General features: G+C 72.8%; 17 protein-coding genes. 14 read left to right on the top strand and 3 right to left on the bottom strand.

Annotation, left to right across the window (positions count from 1 at the left end; translation table 11 throughout):
• The first annotated feature begins 66 nt into the window (after window positions 1-66).
• From HHX40_RS06145 to HHX40_RS06165, 5 genes are all read left to right on the top strand, one after another.
• Window positions 67-831, top strand: coding sequence for an ABC transporter ATP-binding protein (locus HHX40_RS06145; protein WP_111698278.1), 765 nt, complete (start codon window positions 67-69; stop codon window positions 829-831).
• Complete coding sequence (locus HHX40_RS06150) at window positions 807-986, top strand: hypothetical protein (protein ID WP_182879729.1); 180 nt, start codon at window positions 807-809, stop codon at window positions 984-986. The genes HHX40_RS06145 and HHX40_RS06150 overlap by 25 nt, the downstream gene beginning before the upstream one ends.
• Entirely contained in the window at window positions 983-2539 is a 1557-nt protein-coding gene (locus HHX40_RS06155; protein ID WP_182879730.1) for a hypothetical protein, read from the top strand. Before HHX40_RS06150 ends, HHX40_RS06155 begins: the two co-directional genes overlap by 4 nt.
• A 110-nt stretch (window positions 2540-2649) precedes the next feature.
• Window positions 2650-3120, top strand: a complete 471-nt coding sequence (locus tag HHX40_RS06160; RefSeq protein WP_220498741.1) for a hypothetical protein — start codon at window positions 2650-2652, stop codon at window positions 3118-3120.
• A gap of 79 nt (window positions 3121-3199) precedes the next feature.
• Window positions 3200-5836 (top strand): phosphoenolpyruvate carboxylase, encoded by a 2637-nt coding sequence (locus HHX40_RS06165; protein ID WP_111698272.1) that lies wholly within the window; start codon window positions 3200-3202, stop codon window positions 5834-5836.
• An 84-nt stretch (window positions 5837-5920) separates the two neighbouring features.
• Here the strand turns inward: HHX40_RS06165 and fdhD are convergent, their stop codons facing one another.
• From fdhD to HHX40_RS06180, 3 genes are all read right to left on the bottom strand, one after another.
• Window positions 5921-6826: a formate dehydrogenase accessory sulfurtransferase FdhD gene (gene fdhD / locus HHX40_RS06170; RefSeq protein WP_182879732.1), complete on the bottom strand. Its 906-nt coding sequence runs from the start codon at window positions 6824-6826 to the stop codon at window positions 5921-5923.
• Between the two features lie 62 nt (window positions 6827-6888).
• Window positions 6889-7965, bottom strand: a complete 1077-nt coding sequence (locus HHX40_RS06175; RefSeq protein ID WP_182879733.1) for a glycosyltransferase family 9 protein — start codon at window positions 7963-7965, stop codon at window positions 6889-6891.
• Window positions 7958-9256, bottom strand: a complete 1299-nt coding sequence (locus HHX40_RS06180) for a glycosyltransferase family 4 protein (protein ID WP_182879734.1) — start codon at window positions 9254-9256, stop codon at window positions 7958-7960. The genes HHX40_RS06175 and HHX40_RS06180 overlap by 8 nt, the downstream gene beginning before the upstream one ends.
• A 310-nt stretch (window positions 9257-9566) precedes the next feature.
• Between HHX40_RS06180 and HHX40_RS06185 the strand changes: the two genes are divergently transcribed.
• From HHX40_RS06185 to HHX40_RS06225, 9 genes are all read left to right on the top strand, one after another.
• Window positions 9567-10391 (top strand): biotin--[acetyl-CoA-carboxylase] ligase, encoded by an 825-nt coding sequence (locus HHX40_RS06185; RefSeq protein ID WP_182879735.1) that lies wholly within the window; start codon window positions 9567-9569, stop codon window positions 10389-10391.
• Window positions 10392-10500: 109 nt separating this feature from the next.
• Window positions 10501-11013 carry a PH domain-containing protein gene (locus tag HHX40_RS06190; protein ID WP_111698262.1) on the top strand — a complete coding sequence of 171 codons (513 nt, stop codon included), beginning with the start codon at window positions 10501-10503 and terminating at the stop codon, window positions 11011-11013.
• 37 nt (window positions 11014-11050) lie between these two features.
• Window positions 11051-12061: an adenylate/guanylate cyclase domain-containing protein gene (locus tag HHX40_RS06195; protein WP_310737960.1), complete on the top strand. Its 1011-nt coding sequence runs from the start codon at window positions 11051-11053 to the stop codon at window positions 12059-12061.
• A 10-nt stretch (window positions 12062-12071) separates the two neighbouring features.
• Entirely contained in the window at window positions 12072-13157 is a 1086-nt protein-coding gene (locus HHX40_RS06200; protein WP_111698454.1) for an S-(hydroxymethyl)mycothiol dehydrogenase, read from the top strand.
• 219 nt (window positions 13158-13376) lie between these two features.
• The gene (locus HHX40_RS06205) at window positions 13377-14582 is read left to right on the top strand and encodes an RNA-guided endonuclease InsQ/TnpB family protein (protein ID WP_182879736.1); all 1206 of its coding nucleotides are present in this window, start codon (window positions 13377-13379) and stop codon (window positions 14580-14582) included.
• An 89-nt stretch (window positions 14583-14671) separates the two neighbouring features.
• Window positions 14672-14851, top strand: coding sequence for a (2Fe-2S)-binding protein (locus tag HHX40_RS06210; protein ID WP_111698258.1), 180 nt, complete (start codon window positions 14672-14674; stop codon window positions 14849-14851).
• A 13-nt stretch (window positions 14852-14864) separates the two neighbouring features.
• Window positions 14865-15347: a bacterioferritin gene (gene bfr, locus HHX40_RS06215; RefSeq protein ID WP_111698256.1), complete on the top strand. Its 483-nt coding sequence runs from the start codon at window positions 14865-14867 to the stop codon at window positions 15345-15347.
• A gap of 274 nt (window positions 15348-15621) precedes the next feature.
• Window positions 15622-16290 (top strand): response regulator transcription factor, encoded by a 669-nt coding sequence (locus HHX40_RS06220; RefSeq protein WP_030451323.1) that lies wholly within the window; start codon window positions 15622-15624, stop codon window positions 16288-16290.
• Between the two features lie 36 nt (window positions 16291-16326).
• Complete coding sequence (locus HHX40_RS06225) at window positions 16327-17595, top strand: HAMP domain-containing histidine kinase (RefSeq protein ID WP_182879737.1); 1269 nt, start codon at window positions 16327-16329, stop codon at window positions 17593-17595.
• Window positions 17596-17634 lie beyond the last annotated feature (39 nt).

Below are 17634 nucleotides of genomic sequence, written 5' to 3' on the forward strand. Positions count from 1 at the left end.
GACCGGGCCTTCGGAACCGGGCCTTCACGACCAGGCCGCACGACCATCGGCGGAGGAGGGGGCGCAATGGGTGACGCCGTACGCACGCAGGGCCTGTACAAGCGCTTCGGGCGGCAGGTGGCGGTCGGCGGGGTCGACCTGGTGGTGCCGGAGGGCGGTTTCGCCGGCCTGGTCGGCCCGAACGGCGCGGGCAAGACGACGACGCTGAGCATGATCACCGGGTTGCTGCGCCCCGACGGCGGGCGGATCGAGATCGACGGCCACGACGTGTGGGCCGATCCGGTCGCCGCCAAGGCGCGGATCGGCGTGCTGCCCGAGGGCCTGCGGCTGTTCGAACGGCTGTCCGGCCGCGAGTTGCTGCTGTACGGCGGCCAGTTGCGCGGCATCCCCCTGGACGAGGCCGGCAGGCGCGCCGACGAGCTGCTCAGGGTCATGGACCTGGTCGAGGCCCAGGACAAGCTGGTGGTCGACTACTCGACCGGCATGCGCAAGAAGATCGGCCTCGCCGCGGCGCTGCTGCACAACCCGCGCGTGCTGTTCCTCGACGAGCCGTTCGAGGGCGTCGACCCGGTCTCGGCCAACACCCTGGCCGAGGTGCTGCGCAGATACACCGCCTCGGGCTCCACCGTCGTCTTCTCCAGCCACGTGATGGACCTGGTCGAGCGGCTGTGCGACTGGGTGTCGGTGATGAACGGCGGGCTCGTCGTCGCGCAGGGCCCGCTCGACGACGTACGGCGGGGCCGCACCCTCAACGAGGCGTTCCTCGACCTCGTCGGCGCACGCGGAAACGGGGAGGAGGGCCTGTCGTGGCTGGGCACCTCGGCCTCCTGACCAAGCGGCCCACCGGCATCCTGACCGCGCGGCCCACCGGCGTCCTGACCGCCCAGCACGCGGGCCTCCTGACCGCCCAGCACGCGGGCCTCCTGACCGCCCAGCACGCGGGCCTCCTGACCGCGCGGCCCGTCGGACGGGAGAGCGCGTCATGACGTGGTTGTTCGTCCGGATGAAGCTCAGCCTCGTCCGCGGGGGTCTGCGCGGCGAGCCGGCCAGGCAGCTCGGGTTCGTCTTCTCGCTGCTCGCCGCCGTCGTCATGGCGGTCGCGGGGTTCGGGTTGTTCGCACTCGTACGGCTCGCGCCGCACGACGTCGCCCTCGACGTCGTGCCGGTGGCGTTCGCGATGTTCGCCGCCGGGTGGATCGTCGTGCCGCTGATGGCCTTCGGCCTGGACGAGACGCTCGACCCGGCCCGGCTGGCCCTGTTCCCGCTGACCACCCGGCAGCTCGCGACCGGACTGTTCGCCGCGTCCGTCGCCGGGCCGTGGCCGATCGCCTCGCTGGTCGCGCTCTCCGGCGGCGTGGTCGCGCTCGCCCGTGGGCCGGGCGGCGTGCTGCTCGGGGTGCCCGCGGTGGTCCTCCAGTTCGCCTTCTGCATCGTGGTCTCCCGCCTGGTGACCACCGCGTTGTCCGGCGCGCTGCGCACCCGGCGGGGACGCGACGTGCTCGCGGTCGCCGCCGTCTTCGGCGTGCTGCTCGCCCAGTTGCCTAACCTGCTGCTCAACCAGAGGCTCGCGGCCGACCCCGCGGGGATGCTGGCGTCGGCGGCGGACGTCCTGCGCTGGACGCCGCCCGGCCTGGCCGCGCACGCGATCGCCGACGGCGGGCTCGCCGGCGTGGCCGACGTGGTCGTCGTCGCGGTGACGGTGGTCGTGCTGGGATGGCTGTGGATCACCGCGCTGCGGCACGCGCTGGTGCGGCCCGACTCCTCCAACCAGGGCGGCGGGTCGGTGCGCCGGTCCTGGGCGGGCGGACTCCTGCCAGGCGGCATGATCGGCGCCGTCGTCGCCAAGGAGCTGAAGTACGCCCGGAGGGAACCGCGCGGCCGGGTGAACTGGATCATCGCGATCTTCGTGAGCGCGGTCGTCATGTTCTCCCTGCACGGGCCCGGCCTCTCGGCGGGCCCCACGTCCGCGATCGGCCCCGCCTGCCTGGCCGCCCTGGTGATCGGGCTGCAGTCGGCCAACTCCTTCGGCATCGACGGCAGGTCGCTGTGGATGAACGCGGTGGCCTTCGGCACCCCGCGCGACCTGCGCACCGACCTGGCCGGGCGGCACCTCGCCATGGCGGTCATCGCGGTGCCGCTGCTGGCGCTGGCGTCGCTGGCCGCCGCCCTGGTGGCGGGCGACGCCACCTGGGCCCCCGCCGCCGCGCTCACCGCGTGGGGCGTGCTCGGCGTCGGCATGGGAGTCGGCGCGCTCACCAGCGTGACCGTCCCGTACACCTATCCCGACCGGCTCAACGCCTTCAGCGGCGCCGCACCCGGGCAGGGCGGGCAGGCGTTCGTCTCGTCCTTCGCCACGATGCTCGCCGTCGCCGCGCTCGCGCTGCCCGTCGCGCTGCCGGTCCTGCTCGGCACGACCTGGGTCGCCGTGCTCGCGGTGCCGTACGGCGTGGCGGTCGCCTGGGCGGGCCGCCGGCTCGCGTCCGGCATCGGCTTCGCCCGGCTCCCCGAACTCCTCGCCGCCGTCTCCCGCCCCACCTGACTGCGTCTTCTGCCCTGTCTGTCACGTAACAGAGCGGTCGCGAAGTCCTTGCGGTGTTGCGGGCGTTATGGGCTGTCCCTATAACGGTCTGGACCGTTCTAAGGGGATGAATGATGCACGACCGCAGGCGGCTGGGCCGCGTGATCTGGGCGCCGCTGGCCGCGGCGGCGCTGAGCGGACTGGTCATCGGGGCGGTGGCGCGCCTCCTGATGCGGGGGATCACGCTGGCCATCGGCGGACTGACCGGTTTCTCCCTGGTGAGCACTTTGGCGATCATTGTCGTCTTCGTCGTCCTGGCCGTGCCCGCGGCGGTGACCGCGACCGCGCGCCCGGTGGTCAGGCACGCCGGCCGGTGGGTGACCACCGTGGTCACCGGGATGATGGCCGCGGGGACGGGGCTCAGCGACGCGAAGACGATCCTGCTGGCCGACGAGAGCCGGTTGACGACGATCGCCGTCCTGATCGTCGCCTTCGCCGCCGCCGTGGTGGCGCACGGCCTGCTCGCCCAGCACCTCACGCTCCGCTTCAGGCGGCTCCCGGCGGGCGACAGCACCCCCGCCGAGGCGCTCGGGGCAATCTGATCTGTCCCTTTTCAGTGGTCTAGTCCAATAAGTGAGACCGCCCTCGGGGCGCGATAAGTCATTCGCTAGCCTTCCAACCATGGCCGCCATCGCTCCTGCCGAACGACACAACGCCGTAGCGGAGATGCCGGATGAACTCCGCGCCGACGTGCGCCTCCTGGGTGGACTGCTGGGTCAGGTGATCGCCGAACACGGCGGCCCCGACCTCCTCGCCGACGTGGAACGGCTCCGGAAGGCGGTGATCGCGGCGCGCCGTCAGGAGACGACGGCCGACGAGGTCGCGGCCCTGGTCGCCGAATGGCCCGTCGACCGCGCCGTGCAGATCGCCCGCGCCTTCACCTGCTACTTCCACCTCGCCAACCTCGCCGAGGAGCACTACCGGGTCCGTACGCTCCGGCAGCGCGACAAGGACGACGTGCCGCTGCGCGAGTCGCTCGCCGAGGCCGTCCAGCGGCTGCGCGGGGACGACCGCCTCCAGGGACTGATCGACGGGCTGGAGTTCCGGCCGGTGCTGACCGCGCACCCGACCGAGGCGCGGCGGCGCGCGATCGTCACCGCCATCCAGCGGATCAGCGCGCAGCTCGACGCGTACAACCTGCCGGGACGGGGCGCCGCCGAGCGCGAGGAGGCCCACCGGCGGCTGCTGGAGGAGATCGACCTTCTCTGGCGGACCGCCCAGCTCCGGCACACCAAGCTCGACCCCCTGGACGAGGTCCGCACCGCGATGGCGGCGTTCGACGAGACGCTCTTCCGCACGGTGCCGCTGATCTACCGGTCGCTCGACGCGGCGCTCGGCCCGGGCACCGGGACGCGGGAGCCGCAGGCCAAGGCGTACATCCGCTACGGCAGCTGGATCGGCGGCGACCGCGACGGCAACCCCAACGTCACCGCCAAGGTGACCAGGGAGGCCATGCAGATCCAGGCCGAGCACGTGCTCATCGCGCTGGAGAACGCCACCACCAGGATCGGCAGGTCGCTGACCCTGGCCGCCGCCTACACGCCGCCGTCCGCCGACCTGCGCGCCGCGCTCGCCCAGGCCGAGGACGACCACCCCGACCTGGTGTCGGAGATGGCCACCCGCTCGCCGATGGAGCCGCACCGCCAGTGGCTGATGTTCGTGGCGGCCAGGATCGCCGCGACCCGCCGCCGCGACCTCGATCTCGCCTACCGCGCGCCGGCGGAGCTGCTCGCCGACCTGCGGCTCGCGCAGGACTCCCTGCGCGGCGCGGGCGCCGTACGGCAGGCGTACGGCGAGTTGCAGCACCTCGTCTGGCAGGTGGAGACGTTCGGGTTCCACCTGGCGGAGCTGGAGGTGCGCCAGCACTCGGCGGTCCACGCGGCGGCGCTGCAGGAGATCGCCTCCGGCACGCTGTCCGAGCGCACCGAGGAGGTCCTGGCCACGATCCGGGTGATCGGCTGGATCCAGGAGCGCTTCGGCGTGACCGCCTGCTCCCGGTACGTCGTCTCGTTCACCCGCTCGGCCGACGACATCGCCGCCGTGTACGAGCTCGCCCGGCACGCCCTGGGCGACCGCGCCCCGGTGCTCGACGTGGTTCCGCTGTTCGAGTCGGGCGAGGACCTCGACAACTCCACCAGGGTCCTGGAGGGCATGGCCGCGCTGGAGCCGGTGCGTAAGCGGCTCGCCGCCAACGGGCGGCGCATGGAGGTCATGCTCGGCTACTCCGACTCGGCCAAGGAACTCGGCCCGGCGGCGGCCACCCTGCGCCTCTACGACGCGCAGGCGGCGCTGACCGCGTGGGCGGCGGCCAACGACGTCCGGCTCACGCTCTTCCACGGCCGCGGCGGCGCGCTCGGCCGCGGCGGCGGCCCGGCCAACCGCGCCGTGCTCGCCCAGGCCCCGGGGTCGGTGGCCGGACGGTTCAAGGTCACCGAGCAGGGCGAGGTCATCTTCGCTCGGTACGGCCACTCGGCCATCGCCAAGCGCCACATCGAGCAGGTCACCAACGCCGTGCTGCTGGCGTCCACCTCGGCGGTGGAGTCGAGCACGGCCGAGGCGGCGGCCAAGTTCCGCCGGCTCGCCGACCTCGTCGCCTCGGCCTCCGAACGCGCGTACCGCGCGCTGACCGAGGCCCCGGGCTTCCCCGAGTGGTTCGCGCTGGTCAGTCCGCTGGAGGAGCTGGGCTCGCTGCGGCTCGGCTCCCGGCCCGCGCGGCGCGGTCTCGGCGCGCCCCGCTCGCTCGACGACCTGCGGGCCATCCCCTGGGTCTTCTCGTGGGCCCAGACCCGGGTCAACCTCCCCGGCTGGTACGGCCTGGGCAGCGGCCTGGCCGCCGTGGTCACCGACGGCGGGATGGCCGAACTGCGCGCGGCGTACCAGGAGTGGCCGCTGTTCGCCGCGATGCTGGACAACGCGGAGATGTCGCTGGCCAAGACCGACCGCGCCATCGCGTCGCGCTACCTGGGGCTGGGCGGGCGGAGCGACTTCGCCGAGCAGGTCCTGGAGGAGTACGACCTGACGAGGCGGCTGGTGCTGGAGGTGACCGGCCACGACCGCCTGCTGGAGAACCGGCGGGTCCTCTCGCGGGCCGTGCAGCTCCGCGATCCGTACGTGGACGCGCTCAGCCACCTGCAACTGCGCGCGCTGTCGGCGCTGCGGGCGTCCGGCGACCTGTCGGAGGAGGAGCGCGAGCGCCTCTCCACGCTGCTGCTGCTGAGCGTGAACGGCGTCGCCGCCGGCCTCCAGAACACCGGCTGACCGGCCGGTCCGGCGCGCGGGCGTGGTGAACGGACGCCCGCGCGCCGGTCGGCCTGCCGCGGCTTCGGCCGCGGCCGCGGGGTGTCACGGCGTGTCAGGGACCGGGACCGCCGGCTCCCGCTCGACGTCGATCCGCTCCGGGCAGGCGTAGACGTTGAAGCGCTCGTCGCGCAGGAACCCCACGAGCGTGACGCCGAACTCGCGGGCGAGGTCGACGGCGAGCGAGGAGGGCGCGGAGACGGCGCAGACGATCTGGATCCCGGCGCTCGCGGCCTTCTGCATGATCTCGTAGCTGACGCGGCCGCTGACCAGCAGGACGTGCCGGTCGAGGGGCAGCGTGCCGCCCATCAGCGCCCAGCCGACCAGCTTGTCGACCGCGTTGTGCCGCCCCACGTCCTCCCGTACGGCCAGGGGGGCGCCCTCAGGCGTGAACAGCCCGGCGGCGTGCAGCCCGCCCGTCCTGCCGAACACCCCCTGGGCCTCGCGCAGCCGGTCCGGCAGGGCGTACAGGGTCGCGGCGGACACGCCGACCGGCGGGCGGACGGCCGGCGCCGGGCAGCGGTCGCGCAGGGCGTCCAGGCTGGCCGTGCCGCAGACGCCGCACGCGCTCGACGTCAGGAAGTTCCGCTGGACAGCGGTCATGTCGGGCAGTTCGGGCGCGGTGAGCCGCACGGTCACGGTGTTGTAGCGCGCCTCGGGGTCCAGGTCCTCGTCCGTGCAGTAGCCGATGGCGGCGATGCCGCCGGGGCCGACGATCCCCTCGCCGTGCAGGAACCCCGCCGCGAGTTCGAAGTCCGCGCCCGGCGTCCGCATCGTGATCGCCACCGTACGGGCGTCGCCGCCCGCGGCCAGCAGCCGGATCTCCAGCGGTTCCTCGGTGGCGAGATCGTCCCGCCGGTCGCGTACGGCCGATCCCGACACCCTCCGGACGCGGAACCGCGTGACCGGCCCCGGACGGGCAGACAGCCCTTCCCCGCCGTCCCGTCGCATCTGCTTCCTCCTTGCCGGCATGGCTGCCGCTCTTTCCCGTACGCAGCCTGCCACGCCTCGTCTCAGGCGTCGCCCGCCGGGTGGCGCGCGGGCGGGCCGCCGCACAGGCGGGTCACGGCGCGGGCGACGGACGCCACGGAGACGTCGGCCATGCAGGCGGGGCCCGCCGGGGACAACGGGCACGCGGCGGTCCACCAGCACGGCTGTTCCGTGATCGCGACCGGCCTCCGGTGCGGGCACCCCGGCAGCCCCTGAAGGTCCGCCGCGCGGGTTCCGGCGACGCCGTACCTCTCGGCCCAGGTAGGGCCGAACAGCCCGACCGTGGCGGCGCCGGACGCGGCGGCGAGGCGCAGCGGGCCGGTGTCGCCGCCCACGACCACGGCGCCCCTTCGCGCCGCCGCGGCGAAGCACGCGGCGAGGCCCCGCAGGTCGCGTGGCGGCAGCACCGCCGCCTCCGGGCACGGAGGATCGAGCGCCGGACCGCGGGCCGTGGGCGGGTGCTCACGCGGCGCGTGGAGCGCGAGCAGGGGATGGCCCCGGCGGGCCAGCAGCGCGGCGAGTGCCCGCCAGTGCGCGGCGGGCCAGCGCTTCACGTCCATGCCCGCGTCGGTGACCAGCACGACCGGCGGGCGGGCCGCGGCAGGCGGGAGACACCGCCCGACCGTGCTCTCGCCGTCCGCGATCTCGTCCGCCGTCAGCCGCACGACCGGCCGCGTACGGAGGTCGTCCGGCCGCACCAGCCCTTCGGCGAGCAGGATCCGCAGGTACCGCTCACCGACCGGCTCATCGGCGGGCGGGCGACGCCACAGATCGGTGACGCACCGGGCGCCCGAGGCGGCGAGGAGATCGGGGATGCCGTCGTAGCGGGTGGTTGTGACGGCCAGGTCCGGGTGGCGGTCTGCGAGGGCCTCGGCTACGGCCTCCCGCTCGGCGCCCGCTTCGCCGTGGCGCGGGGTGAGCACCCGGGTGACGGCGGGGTCCTCGCGCAGCAGGGCGGCGCCGGGCTCGTGGGTGAGCACCCGCAGCGACGCCCCGGGGTTGCGGCGGGCCAGGGCGTGCACGGCGGGCAGCACCATGATCAGGTCGCCGATGCCGCCGAGGAGGTCGACGACCAGGATCTCCCGGTACGGCTCACCCATCGTGGCCGGGGAGATCTCGGCGCGGACCGGCGTACGAGGACCGGAGGCGGTGGGAGAGATCTCCGCGCGGGCCGATCAGGGCTTCGCACAGGGACTGGAGACGGCGGGGGAGGTCTGGGCGCGGGCCCGTCAGGGTCTCGTAGAGGGCGCGGTGAGCGGTGGCGACCTCCGGCCAGGAGTGGCGGGCGGCGAGCCGCCGGGCGGCCCCGCCCATCCGCCGCCGCAGGTCCGGATCGTCCAGCAGCGCGCCGACGGCACGCGCGACGGCGGCGGCGTCGCGGCGGGCCCGGATCACGGCGACGGCCTCCCCGAGGGGAAGCGCCGGGTCGGGTTCGTCCGGCATGGTGACCGCGACCGGCAGGCCGTGCGCCAGCATTGTCAGCAGCGCGCCGCTCTTGGTCGTGACCCCGGCGGTGAAGGGCAGCACGCCCGCGTCGGCCGCGTGCAGGAGCTCCGACACCCGGGAGGCGGGCAGGTGCCCGGTGAACGTCACCGTGTCCGCCACCCCGTGCCGCGCGGCCAGCGCCTCCAGTTCCGCGCGGAAGGCCCGCGCCTCCGCCTCGGGCAGCGCCTGGGACGTGAAGCCGCCCACGACCAGCAGGCGGAGCCCGGGACGGCCGGTGCGGAGCGCGGGCAGGGCCTCGACCAGCTGACGCACGCCCTTCACCGGGTGGACGAACCCGAAGAACGCGAGCAGCGGGTCGCCGGGCCGCACGCCGAGTTCGCGCCGCACCCGCGCGCGGGCCCGCGCGCCACCGCCGTGGTCGACCACGTTGGGCGCCAGCGGCACCTCCACCGCCGGTGTGCCGAGGCGGCCGTGGACCTGCCGGGCGTGGGCGGCGTTCGTCACGACCACGAGGGCGCTGGCGGGCACGAGCCGCCCGGTCTCCCGGTCCCACAGGCGGGCCCGCTCCAGCGGCCACCAGACGGCGTCCGGCACCCATGCGGGGGTCGCCCACCAGCCGTACTCGTGCAGGGTCGTCACCAGCGGCGTCCCGGCCGGCAGCAGGGGCGGGAGCAGTCCCGGCAGCCCGGAGAACCGGTAGGCCGAGGGGGCGAACTGCACGTGGACCACGTCGGGGCGCAGCCGCCGCACCCGCCGGGCCGCCGCCAGCGTCGCCGGCAGCCACTGCCGGGGGGAGCGGGCGTCCGGCGTGCCCACCGGCACCCCCACCGCGTCGACTCCGGCCCCGCCCAGCGCGCCGACGAGGCGCTCGACGTAGTCGCCGACGCCGTCGCGGTGCGCGGGCCCGGGACCGTGGACCACGGCCACGCGGATCCCCCTCGCCATGCTCACCTCCCCGGGCGGCGCGTGCCGTCACGGTGCCCGGCGCCTCTCCCCGGCAAACCCCCATCCACGCAGGTCACGGCCGGGTCCCGGATCCGCCGTACGGGCGCGGCGGCATCCCCCGCAGCCACCCATGGCCCCGCTGGAGTGGATTGGGGACCCGCGGGGAAAGTCTCGCCCGAACCCGCTCCAAGGCCGCCTGGGGGCGTTGTGAAGCCGCCCGGCGCCCCGCGATGGGGCCCGATCGGGGCCGTGGGCCGCCGATGTGGCTTCCCGGGGGCGGAGGCGGCCCCCCGGCCGATAGCCTGGACGCGTGCCCGACTCGCCGTACGCCGACCTCGATCGGCCCCCGCTGTCCGAGGCCGCGCTGACCAGGGCGCTGGTGCGCCCCGGCTCGCTCTGGTCGTCCGTACGCGTGGTCGAGCGGACCGGTTCCACCAACGCCGACCTCGCCAAGACCGTGCGGGACACCCCCGGCGAGGGCGCCGTGCTGGTCGCGGAGGCGCAGTTCGCGGGCCGTGGACGGCTCGGCCGCCCCTGGAGCGCGCCGCCGCGTTCGGGGCTGACGTTCTCGATGCTGCTGCGGCCGGAGGTGCCGCTCGCCCGGCAGGGCTGGCTGGCCCTGCTGGTGGGCCTCGCCGCCGCCTCGGCCGTACGGCGGATCGCGGAGGTCGACGTACGGCTGAAGTGGCCCAACGACCTCATGATCGGGGAGCGCAAGCTGGCCGGCATCCTGGCCGAGCGGGTGGACCAGGTGATCGTCATCGGCATGGGCCTCAACGTCTCGCTGCGCCGGGAGGAGCTGCCCGTCGAACGGGCCACGTCCCTCGCGGTGGAGAACGCCGCCTGCACCGACCGCGACCCGCTGCTGCGCGCGATCCTGCGGGAGGTCGAGTCGCACTACCGCGACTGGGTGGCGGCGGACGGCGACCCGGACGCCTCGGGCCTGCGCTCGGCCTATCTCGCCTGGTCGGCGACCGTGGGCCAGGACGTGCGGGTCGAACTGCCCGGCGAGCGGGTGATCACCGGCCGGGCCGCCGGCATCGACCCCGCGGGCCACCTGCTCGTCCGCGGCGAGGACGGGGAGCACTCCCTCAGCGCCGGCGACGTCGTCCACGTCAGGCCCGGATCTTCCTAGTGCCCCTCCCGCCGATCTTTGCCCCCGCCGCCCGGGCAATTCTCGGGAGCCGCGGCACTAGCCTGGCGAACGCATGCGAACGACCCGGGATCGTGTCACGATTTGCGCCATGGGTCTCCCGGATCACTATCTGGCCGAAGGCGAGCGGGTCGTTCTATCGTTCCATCCGCACTGGAAGCGGCTCATCCTGCCGGTTCTCGCCTTCGTCGTCGTCCTCGCCGCCGCCGTCGCGGCCTTCATCTTCATTCCCGGCGACTACGAGTACGCGGGGCTCGCCCGCGGCGCGGTGGCCGTGGTCGCCTTCGTGGCGCTGGTCCTGTGGACGCTCGTCCCCTACCTGCGCTGGGTGACGACCTCCTACACGCTGACCTCGCACCGCTTCGCCATCAGCACCGGAGTGCTGAACAAGTCGGAGGACGACATCCCGCTGGCCAAGGTCAGCAGCGTGAGCTCCGACCAGCGGTTCGTGGAGCGCATCCTGGGCTGTGGCACGCTCCGGGTCGAGTCGGCCTCGGAGAAGGGCGACATCGACTACCGCGACATCCCGCAGATCCAGCGCGTACGGCACGAGCTGTTCCGGCTGGTGGAGGACGCCGCCGACGGGAACATCGACGGGGACTAGCACGGTGCGGACCACGTGCCGTACGGGGGAGGGAGACGTGGAGACAAGCGGGCGGCCCGGCGCCGACGACATGCGGCGGCTGTTCCTGGGGCCGCCGCCGGTGTACACGCGGCGGCAGGTCGCCGAAGCGGCGGGGATCCCGCAGGACCTCGCCGCCCGGATCTGGCGGGCTCTGGGCTTCGCGACGTTCGCCGACGACGCGGTGGCGTTCACGGACGCCGACCTGGAGGCCCTGTACCGCATCCGCGACCTGCTGGACGCGGAGATGCTCGACGAGCGGTCCGTGATCCGGATGGCCCGCGCGCTCGGCCGCAACACCGCGCGGCTCGCGCAGTGGCAGGCCGAGATCATGGTGGACGCGCTGATCGAGCCCGGTGCGCGGGCGGGCGAGGAGCGGCTCCGGCAGGTGATGGACACGGTCAGCCGCCTGCTGCCCGACTTCGAGCGGACGCTGGTGCACGTCTGGCGCTCGCAGCTGGCCGCGACCGCGAGCCGGCTGGTCAGTCTCGCCGAGCCCGGCGAGCCGGGCGGGGACGCCTCCCCGACCCGCCCGAGGCTCGCGGTCGGGTTCGCCGACCTCGTCGCCTTCACCCGGGTGTCCCGGGAGCTGGACGAGCTGGCGCTGGCCGACCTGGTCGAGGGGTTCGAGTCGCGGGCCTCCGACGTGATCGCCGCCCACGACGGGCGGCTGGTGAAGACGCTCGGCGACGAGGTGCTCTTCACGGCCCCGGGCCCGCGCACCGCGGCCCTGATCGCGCTCGACCTGCTCGACGAGCTCAAGCGGGACGCCGAGGGGCCGGACGTGCGGGTCGGGGTGGCGTACGGCCCGGTGCTGCCCGCGATGGGCGACGTCTTCGGCACGACGGTGAACCTGGCGGCGCGGCTCACCGCCATCGCCCGGCCGGGCACGATCCTCGCCGACAGCGAGATGGCGGCCGCGCTCACCGGCGCGGCCGGTGTCGATCTCGTGAAACTGCGCCGCCGCCCCGCACGCGGGCTCGGCGTCGTGGAGCCGTATGTTCTGAGGAGATCCAGCAGAGAGAGTTGAGGTGCGGGGCATGCCGTACGAAGTCCAGGGCGTGGTGGCACGGGGCAAGGGAGAGGCGGTGACACTGGAGACGGTCGTCGTCCCGGACCCGGGGCCCGGCGAGGCGGTCGTGAACGTGCAGGCCTGCGGCGTCTGCCACACCGATCTCCACTACCGCGAGGGCGGCATCAACGACGAGTTCCCGTTCCTGCTGGGCCACGAGGCCGCGGGCGTCGTCGAGGCGGTCGGCGAGGGCGTGACCGAGGTCGCGCCCGGCGACTACGTCATCCTCAACTGGCGGGCGGTCTGCGGGCAGTGCCGGGCGTGCCTGCGGGGCCGGCCGTGGTACTGCTTCAACACCCACAACGCCGTCCAGAAGATGAGCCTGGCCGACGGCACCGTGCTCAGCCCGGCGCTCGGCATCGGGGCGTTCGCGGAGAAGACCCTGGTGGCCGCGGGACAGTGCACGAAGGTCGACCAGGCGGCCGCCCCGGCCGTCGCCGGTCTCCTCGGCTGCGGCGTGATGGCGGGCCTCGGCGCCGCGATCAACACCGGGGGCGTCACGCGCGGCGACTCGGTGGCGGTGATCGGCTGCGGCGGCGTGGGCAACGCGGCGATCCTCGGGTCGAACCTCGCCGGGGCGCGCACGATCATCGCGGTGGACGTCGACGACCGCAAGCTCGACTGGGCCCGCCGCTTCGGCGCCACCCACACGGTGAACTCGCGGGAGGCCGACGCGGTGGCGGCGATCCGCGACCTGACCGGTGGTTTCGGCGCCGACGTGGTGATCGAGGCGGTGGGCCGCCCGGAGACCTACAAGCAGGCCTTCTACGCCCGCGACCTGGCCGGGACCGTCGTGCTCGTCGGCGTGCCGACGCCCGAGATGACCCTCGAACTCCCCCTGCTCGACGTGTTCGGCCGCGGCGGCGCGCTCAAGTCCTCCTGGTACGGCGACTGCCTGCCCAGCCGCGACTTCCCGATGCTGATCGACCTCTACCTGCAGGGACGGCTCGACCTCGACGGGTTCGTCTCCGAGACCATCGCCCTCGACCAGGTCGAGGAGGCGTTCGGCAAGATGCACCGCGGGGAGGTGCTGCGCTCCGTCGTGGTGCTCTGACCTCTTCGGACGACGCCCGCCTCGGCGACAGGGGCGGCGTTCCGGCCCCCGGGTTCGCGGGTTCGCCGGTCGCCGCCCCTTTCTGTGCGCTGGATCACCGAAGTCTCGGAAAACGCCACGAGGGTCGGCCCGGCGAAGCCGGCGTGCCCCAGAGCGCCAAGCGCTCACCGCTTTCTCCTTTCGCCCACCTGTCGGGCAAGGAGCTGGCACGATGCGAACGTGCGTACGGCTTACAAGGTGCGGGTCTACCCCACCACCGAACAGGCAGCGGTGCTGAACCGTACTTTCGGCTGCGCACGCCTGGTTTGGAACACGGTCCTGGCCTGGCGGAAGGCCCGCTACGCCGAGGGCGTGAAGACCTCGTACGCGCAGACCGACCGGTATCTGACTGAGCTGAAGCGCGACGGCGTCCACGACTTCCTGTACGAGGTGTCCAGCGTTCCGCTGCAGCAGGTGCTGCGCCACCAGTACACGGCGTTCGTAAACTACTTCGCCGGACACGCCAAGCACCCGCGATTCAAGTCCCGCCACGGCCGCCAGTCCGCCACTTACACCCGCTCGGCCTTCCGCTGGCGTGACGGGCGGCTCCACCTGGCGAAGATGGACGGCCCGCTGGAGTTCTTGTGGTCCTGGCCCGGCATCGACCCGGCCACGATCGACCCGGCCACGGTGACCGTCTCCCGCGACCCCGACGGACGCTGGTACGCCTCACTGGCCGTGGAAACCACGGCAGAGACCGGAGCAGGGCCGCTGCCCGCCACCGGTAGCCATGCCGGGATCGACTTGGGTGTGACAGACTTCGCCGTCCTGTCCACCGGCGAGAAGATTCCCAACCCGCGTCACCTGGAACGGAAAGTTGAAAACCTGGCCCGCTACCAGAGGCGCATGGCCCGGAAACAGCGCGGATCGGCCAACCGGGCCAAGGCCAGGGCGAAGGTCGCCCGCGCCCATGCCAAGGTGCGTGACGCCCGCACCGACTTCCTGCACAAGACCAGCACCCGTCTGGTTCGCGAGCACGAACTGATCGTGATTGAGGATCTCAATGTCAGGGGCATGGTGCGGAACCGATCCCTGGCGCGGGCGATCTCCGATGCCGGATGGGGCGAGTTCCGCCGTCAACTTGAATACAAGTCCGTCCGGTACGGCCGCCAGCTGATCGTGATCGACCGCTGGTATCCGAGCTCGAAGACGTGCAGCGTGTGCGGGCACCTGCTCACCGCGCTGTCCCTATCCACCCGGCACTGGACGTGTCCGGGCTGCGGCACCCGGCACGACCGGGACGTCAACGCCGCCAAGAACATTCTGGCCGCTGGTCGAGCGGTGTCTGCCTGTGGAGCTGACGTAAGCCACTCCGGGTCCTCCCGGATGCGGTCGGCTGTGAAGCAGGAAGCCCGGCCTGTGAGGGTGGGAGTCCCCCGTTCTTAGGCGGGGATGAAGCCAAGTAGGCAAGCCTTACCAAAGTGGGTTATGTTAGGTATGCCTTACCTTGCTGATGATCCCGGAGAGGGCGACCCATGTACGTGTGCATCTGCCGCGCGGTCACCGAGAACGAGGTGCACGACTGCATCGCCGCGGGGGCGCGGACGGCGCGTCAGGTGCGGGACGCCACCGGCGCAGGGGGGGACTGCGCGTCATGCGTCCGGAAGATCTGTGCCATCCTGAAACGGTCAGACGACCTGGTCACCAGCGCATAGATCGAGGTACGCGATGCAGGGCGACAAGGAGATCATCGCGCTGCTCAACGAGCAGCTCACCTCCGAGCTCACCGCCATCAACCAATACTTCCTGCACGCCAAGCTGCAGGAGAACTGGGGATACACCAAGCTCGCCGCCCTGACGAGGGCGGAGTCGATAGACGAGATGCGGCACGCGGAGGAGCTCACCGACCGGATCCTCTTCTTAGAGGGCCTGCCGAACTACCAGAAGCTCAACACCCTCCACATCGGCCAGACCGTGAGGGAGCAGCTCCAGGCCGACCTGGAGCTTGAGGTGGAGGTGGTCAAGCGGCTGCGGCCGGGGATCGCCCTCATGCGGGAGCGGGGGGACATCACCTCCGCCACGTTGTTCGAGCGGATCCTCGCCGACGAGGAGCACCACATCGACTACCTGGAGACCGAGCTCGGCCTCCTGGAGAGTCTGGGCGAGCAGCTCTACCTCCAGCGGTACGCGGAGCCACCGTCGCCCGCCTGAGGCCGCCCGAAGCCCGGCCGACGACTCGGCCGAAACTCGCGAATTCAGATGGACAACGCCCGTCGACATCGGTTCGGCGGGCGTTTTTCATGTCGTTATCCGCCTTGATCCGAGGCTGTTCGAATTGGCGGAGAATGCCATGAAAGATCACGGCCCTTCCGTACTGACTATCCCGGATTTATCAGTGTTTGCCCAGGTCAATTGATGAGTCAACGACAAGTCAAACTGCGAGCTGTAGCCGGGAAACGATCGCTTAAGGTCCTACGATCGCACCATGACCTGCGTACTTCTCGCCGAGGATGACACCTCGATATCCGAGCCACTGGCGCGCGCACTGCGCCGGGAGGGCTATCAGGTGGAGGTGAGCCCGGATGGCCCGCAGGCCCTGGAGAGGGCCTTGTCGGGGGGCGTCGACCTGATTGTTCTCGACCTCGGCCTGCCGGAAATGGACGGGCTGGAGGTCGCGCGCCGCATTCGCGCGGAGGGACACGGGACTCCGGTCCTGATCCTCACCGCACGTGTCGACGAAGTCGACACCGTCGTCGGCCTCGACGCGGGGGCCGACGACTACGTGACCAAGCCGTTCCGGCTGGCGGAGTTGCTCGCCCGCGTGCGGGCGCTGCTCCGGCGCGGAACGTCGGAGACCCCGGTGGTGCAGGGCGTCCGCATCGACGCCGATTCCCGCCGGGCCTGGATGGGGGACAAGGAGCTGCATCTCACCACCAAGGAGTTCGACCTGCTGCGCGTGCTCGTACGGGACGCCGGCAAGGTCGTCACCCGCGAGCAGATCATGCGCGAGGTGTGGGACACCAACTGGTGGGGTTCGACCAAGACACTGGACATGCACATCTCCTGGCTGCGCCGGAAGCTGGGCGACGACGCGGCCAAGCCGCGCTACATCACCACCGTTCGTGGGGTCGGCTTCCGCTTCGAGCGCGAGTAGCGGCCGTGGGGCGGTTTCGGGGGAGGAGCTAGCCGCATGCGCCGGCGCCTGCTTGCCTCCATGCTGCTCGTCGCGGTGATCGCGGTCCTGCTGTTAGGCGTGCCCCTGGGCGTGGTCGTCGTACGGCTGATCAACGACGAGGCCGCCCAGGAGCTGCATGCGGAGGCGAACCGGCTGCTGATCGGGGTGGAGTATTCCGTCAGCCAGCAGCAGCCGATCAGTCCGGAGCAACTCGCACGGAACTACCCGGACAGATACCTCCAGGTGTACGTCCGCGGGAACCCGCCGATCATCGTCGGCACGCCTCCGCCGGAGGCCCGTGACCTGACCGAGGAGGCTCGCTCCGAGAACGGTTACGTGCGTGTCAGCCGCGACTCGGCCCAGGTCCAGCGGGAGACCCGGGCGCGGCTGGTGCTGATCATCGCGCTCGCGATCGCGGCGCTCGGCGCCGCGATCGCCCTGGCCACCGTGACCTCGCGCCGCCTGAGCCTGCCGCTCCAAGATCTCACCAGGATCGCGGAGCGGCTCGGCTCGGGCGACGCGAGGCCCAGCAGGCACCGCTACGGTGTTCCGGAGCTCGACCTCGTGGCGGAGGTGCTGGACCGCAGCGCGCTGCGGATCTCCGACCTGCTCGCCCGCGAGCGCGAGTTCGCCACCGACGCCTCCCACCAGCTGCGTACGCCGCTGACCGGGCTGACCATGCGCCTGGAGGAGATCGTCGCCGCGGCCGGGCAGCCCGAGGTGGTCCGCGAGGAGGGCGAGGCCGCCATCGTGCAGGTCGAGCGGCTGACGGCGGTTATCGACGAGTTGCTGGCCGCGGCCCGCAGGCAGCGCCACGCCCAGGCCGGGCCGCTCGACGTGGACGACGTGGTGGGCCAGCAGATCGTCGAGTGGGAGCCCGCGTTCCGCCGGGCACATCGGTCGCTGGTGCTGGCGGGGGACCGCGGCCTGCACGCACTCGGCACGACGGGCGGGCTCAGCCAGGTGCTGGCCACCCTGCTGGAGAACTCCCTGAAGCACGGCGGCGGCGTGCTGACGATCAACACGTCGAGTACGGGCAAGTCCGTGGTGATCGAGGTGGGCGACGAGGGTCCGGGTATCCCCGAGGCCCTCGGCCAGCGCGTCTTCGAGCGGAACGTGAGCGGCAGTGGTGGCACCGGCCTGGGGCTGACCCTCGCCCGGGCTCTCGTCGCCGCGGACGGCGGCAGGCTCGAACTCGTCAAGCGCCGCCCGGCGACCTTCGCCATCTTCCTGCGTCACGACCGCGACAACGACCGTCGCCGCGTGGTCTCCGGCCCGGCCTGACCGCGTCCGTACGCCTGGAGCGCGGGGCGGCTCCGGGCC

It is taken from the genome of Microbispora sp. H10949, assembly GCF_014161435.1.
GTDB classification, from domain to species: Bacteria; Actinomycetota; Actinomycetes; order Streptosporangiales; family Streptosporangiaceae; genus Microbispora; species Microbispora triticiradicis.

Excerpts from the sequence above, each read along its gene's own strand:
- HHX40_RS06225 (WP_182879737.1), top strand. The coding sequence starts at position 16,327 with ATGCGCCGGCGCCTGCTTGCCTCCATGCTGCTCGTCGCGGTGATCGCG.
- HHX40_RS06160 (WP_220498741.1), top strand. The coding sequence starts at position 2,650 with ATGATGCACGACCGCAGGCGGCTGGGCCGCGTGATCTGGGCGCCGCTG.
- HHX40_RS06145 (WP_111698278.1), top strand. The coding sequence starts at position 67 with ATGGGTGACGCCGTACGCACGCAGGGCCTGTACAAGCGCTTCGGGCGG.
- HHX40_RS06175 (WP_182879733.1), bottom strand. The coding sequence starts at position 7,965 with ATGGGTGAGCCGTACCGGGAGATCCTGGTCGTCGACCTCCTCGGCGGC.
- HHX40_RS06165 (WP_111698272.1), top strand. The coding sequence starts at position 3,200 with ATGGCCGCCATCGCTCCTGCCGAACGACACAACGCCGTAGCGGAGATG.
- HHX40_RS06220 (WP_030451323.1), top strand. The coding sequence starts at position 15,622 with ATGACCTGCGTACTTCTCGCCGAGGATGACACCTCGATATCCGAGCCA.
- HHX40_RS06190 (WP_111698262.1), top strand. The coding sequence starts at position 10,501 with ATGGGTCTCCCGGATCACTATCTGGCCGAAGGCGAGCGGGTCGTTCTA.
- HHX40_RS06180 (WP_182879734.1), bottom strand. The coding sequence starts at position 9,256 with ATGGCGAGGGGGATCCGCGTGGCCGTGGTCCACGGTCCCGGGCCCGCG.
- HHX40_RS06210 (WP_111698258.1), top strand. The coding sequence starts at position 14,672 with ATGTACGTGTGCATCTGCCGCGCGGTCACCGAGAACGAGGTGCACGAC.
- bfr (WP_111698256.1), top strand. The coding sequence starts at position 14,865 with ATGCAGGGCGACAAGGAGATCATCGCGCTGCTCAACGAGCAGCTCACC.
- fdhD (WP_182879732.1), bottom strand. The coding sequence starts at position 6,826 with ATGCGACGGGACGGCGGGGAAGGGCTGTCTGCCCGTCCGGGGCCGGTC.
- HHX40_RS06200 (WP_111698454.1), top strand. The coding sequence starts at position 12,072 with ATGCCGTACGAAGTCCAGGGCGTGGTGGCACGGGGCAAGGGAGAGGCG.
- HHX40_RS06155 (WP_182879730.1), top strand. The coding sequence starts at position 983 with ATGACGTGGTTGTTCGTCCGGATGAAGCTCAGCCTCGTCCGCGGGGGT.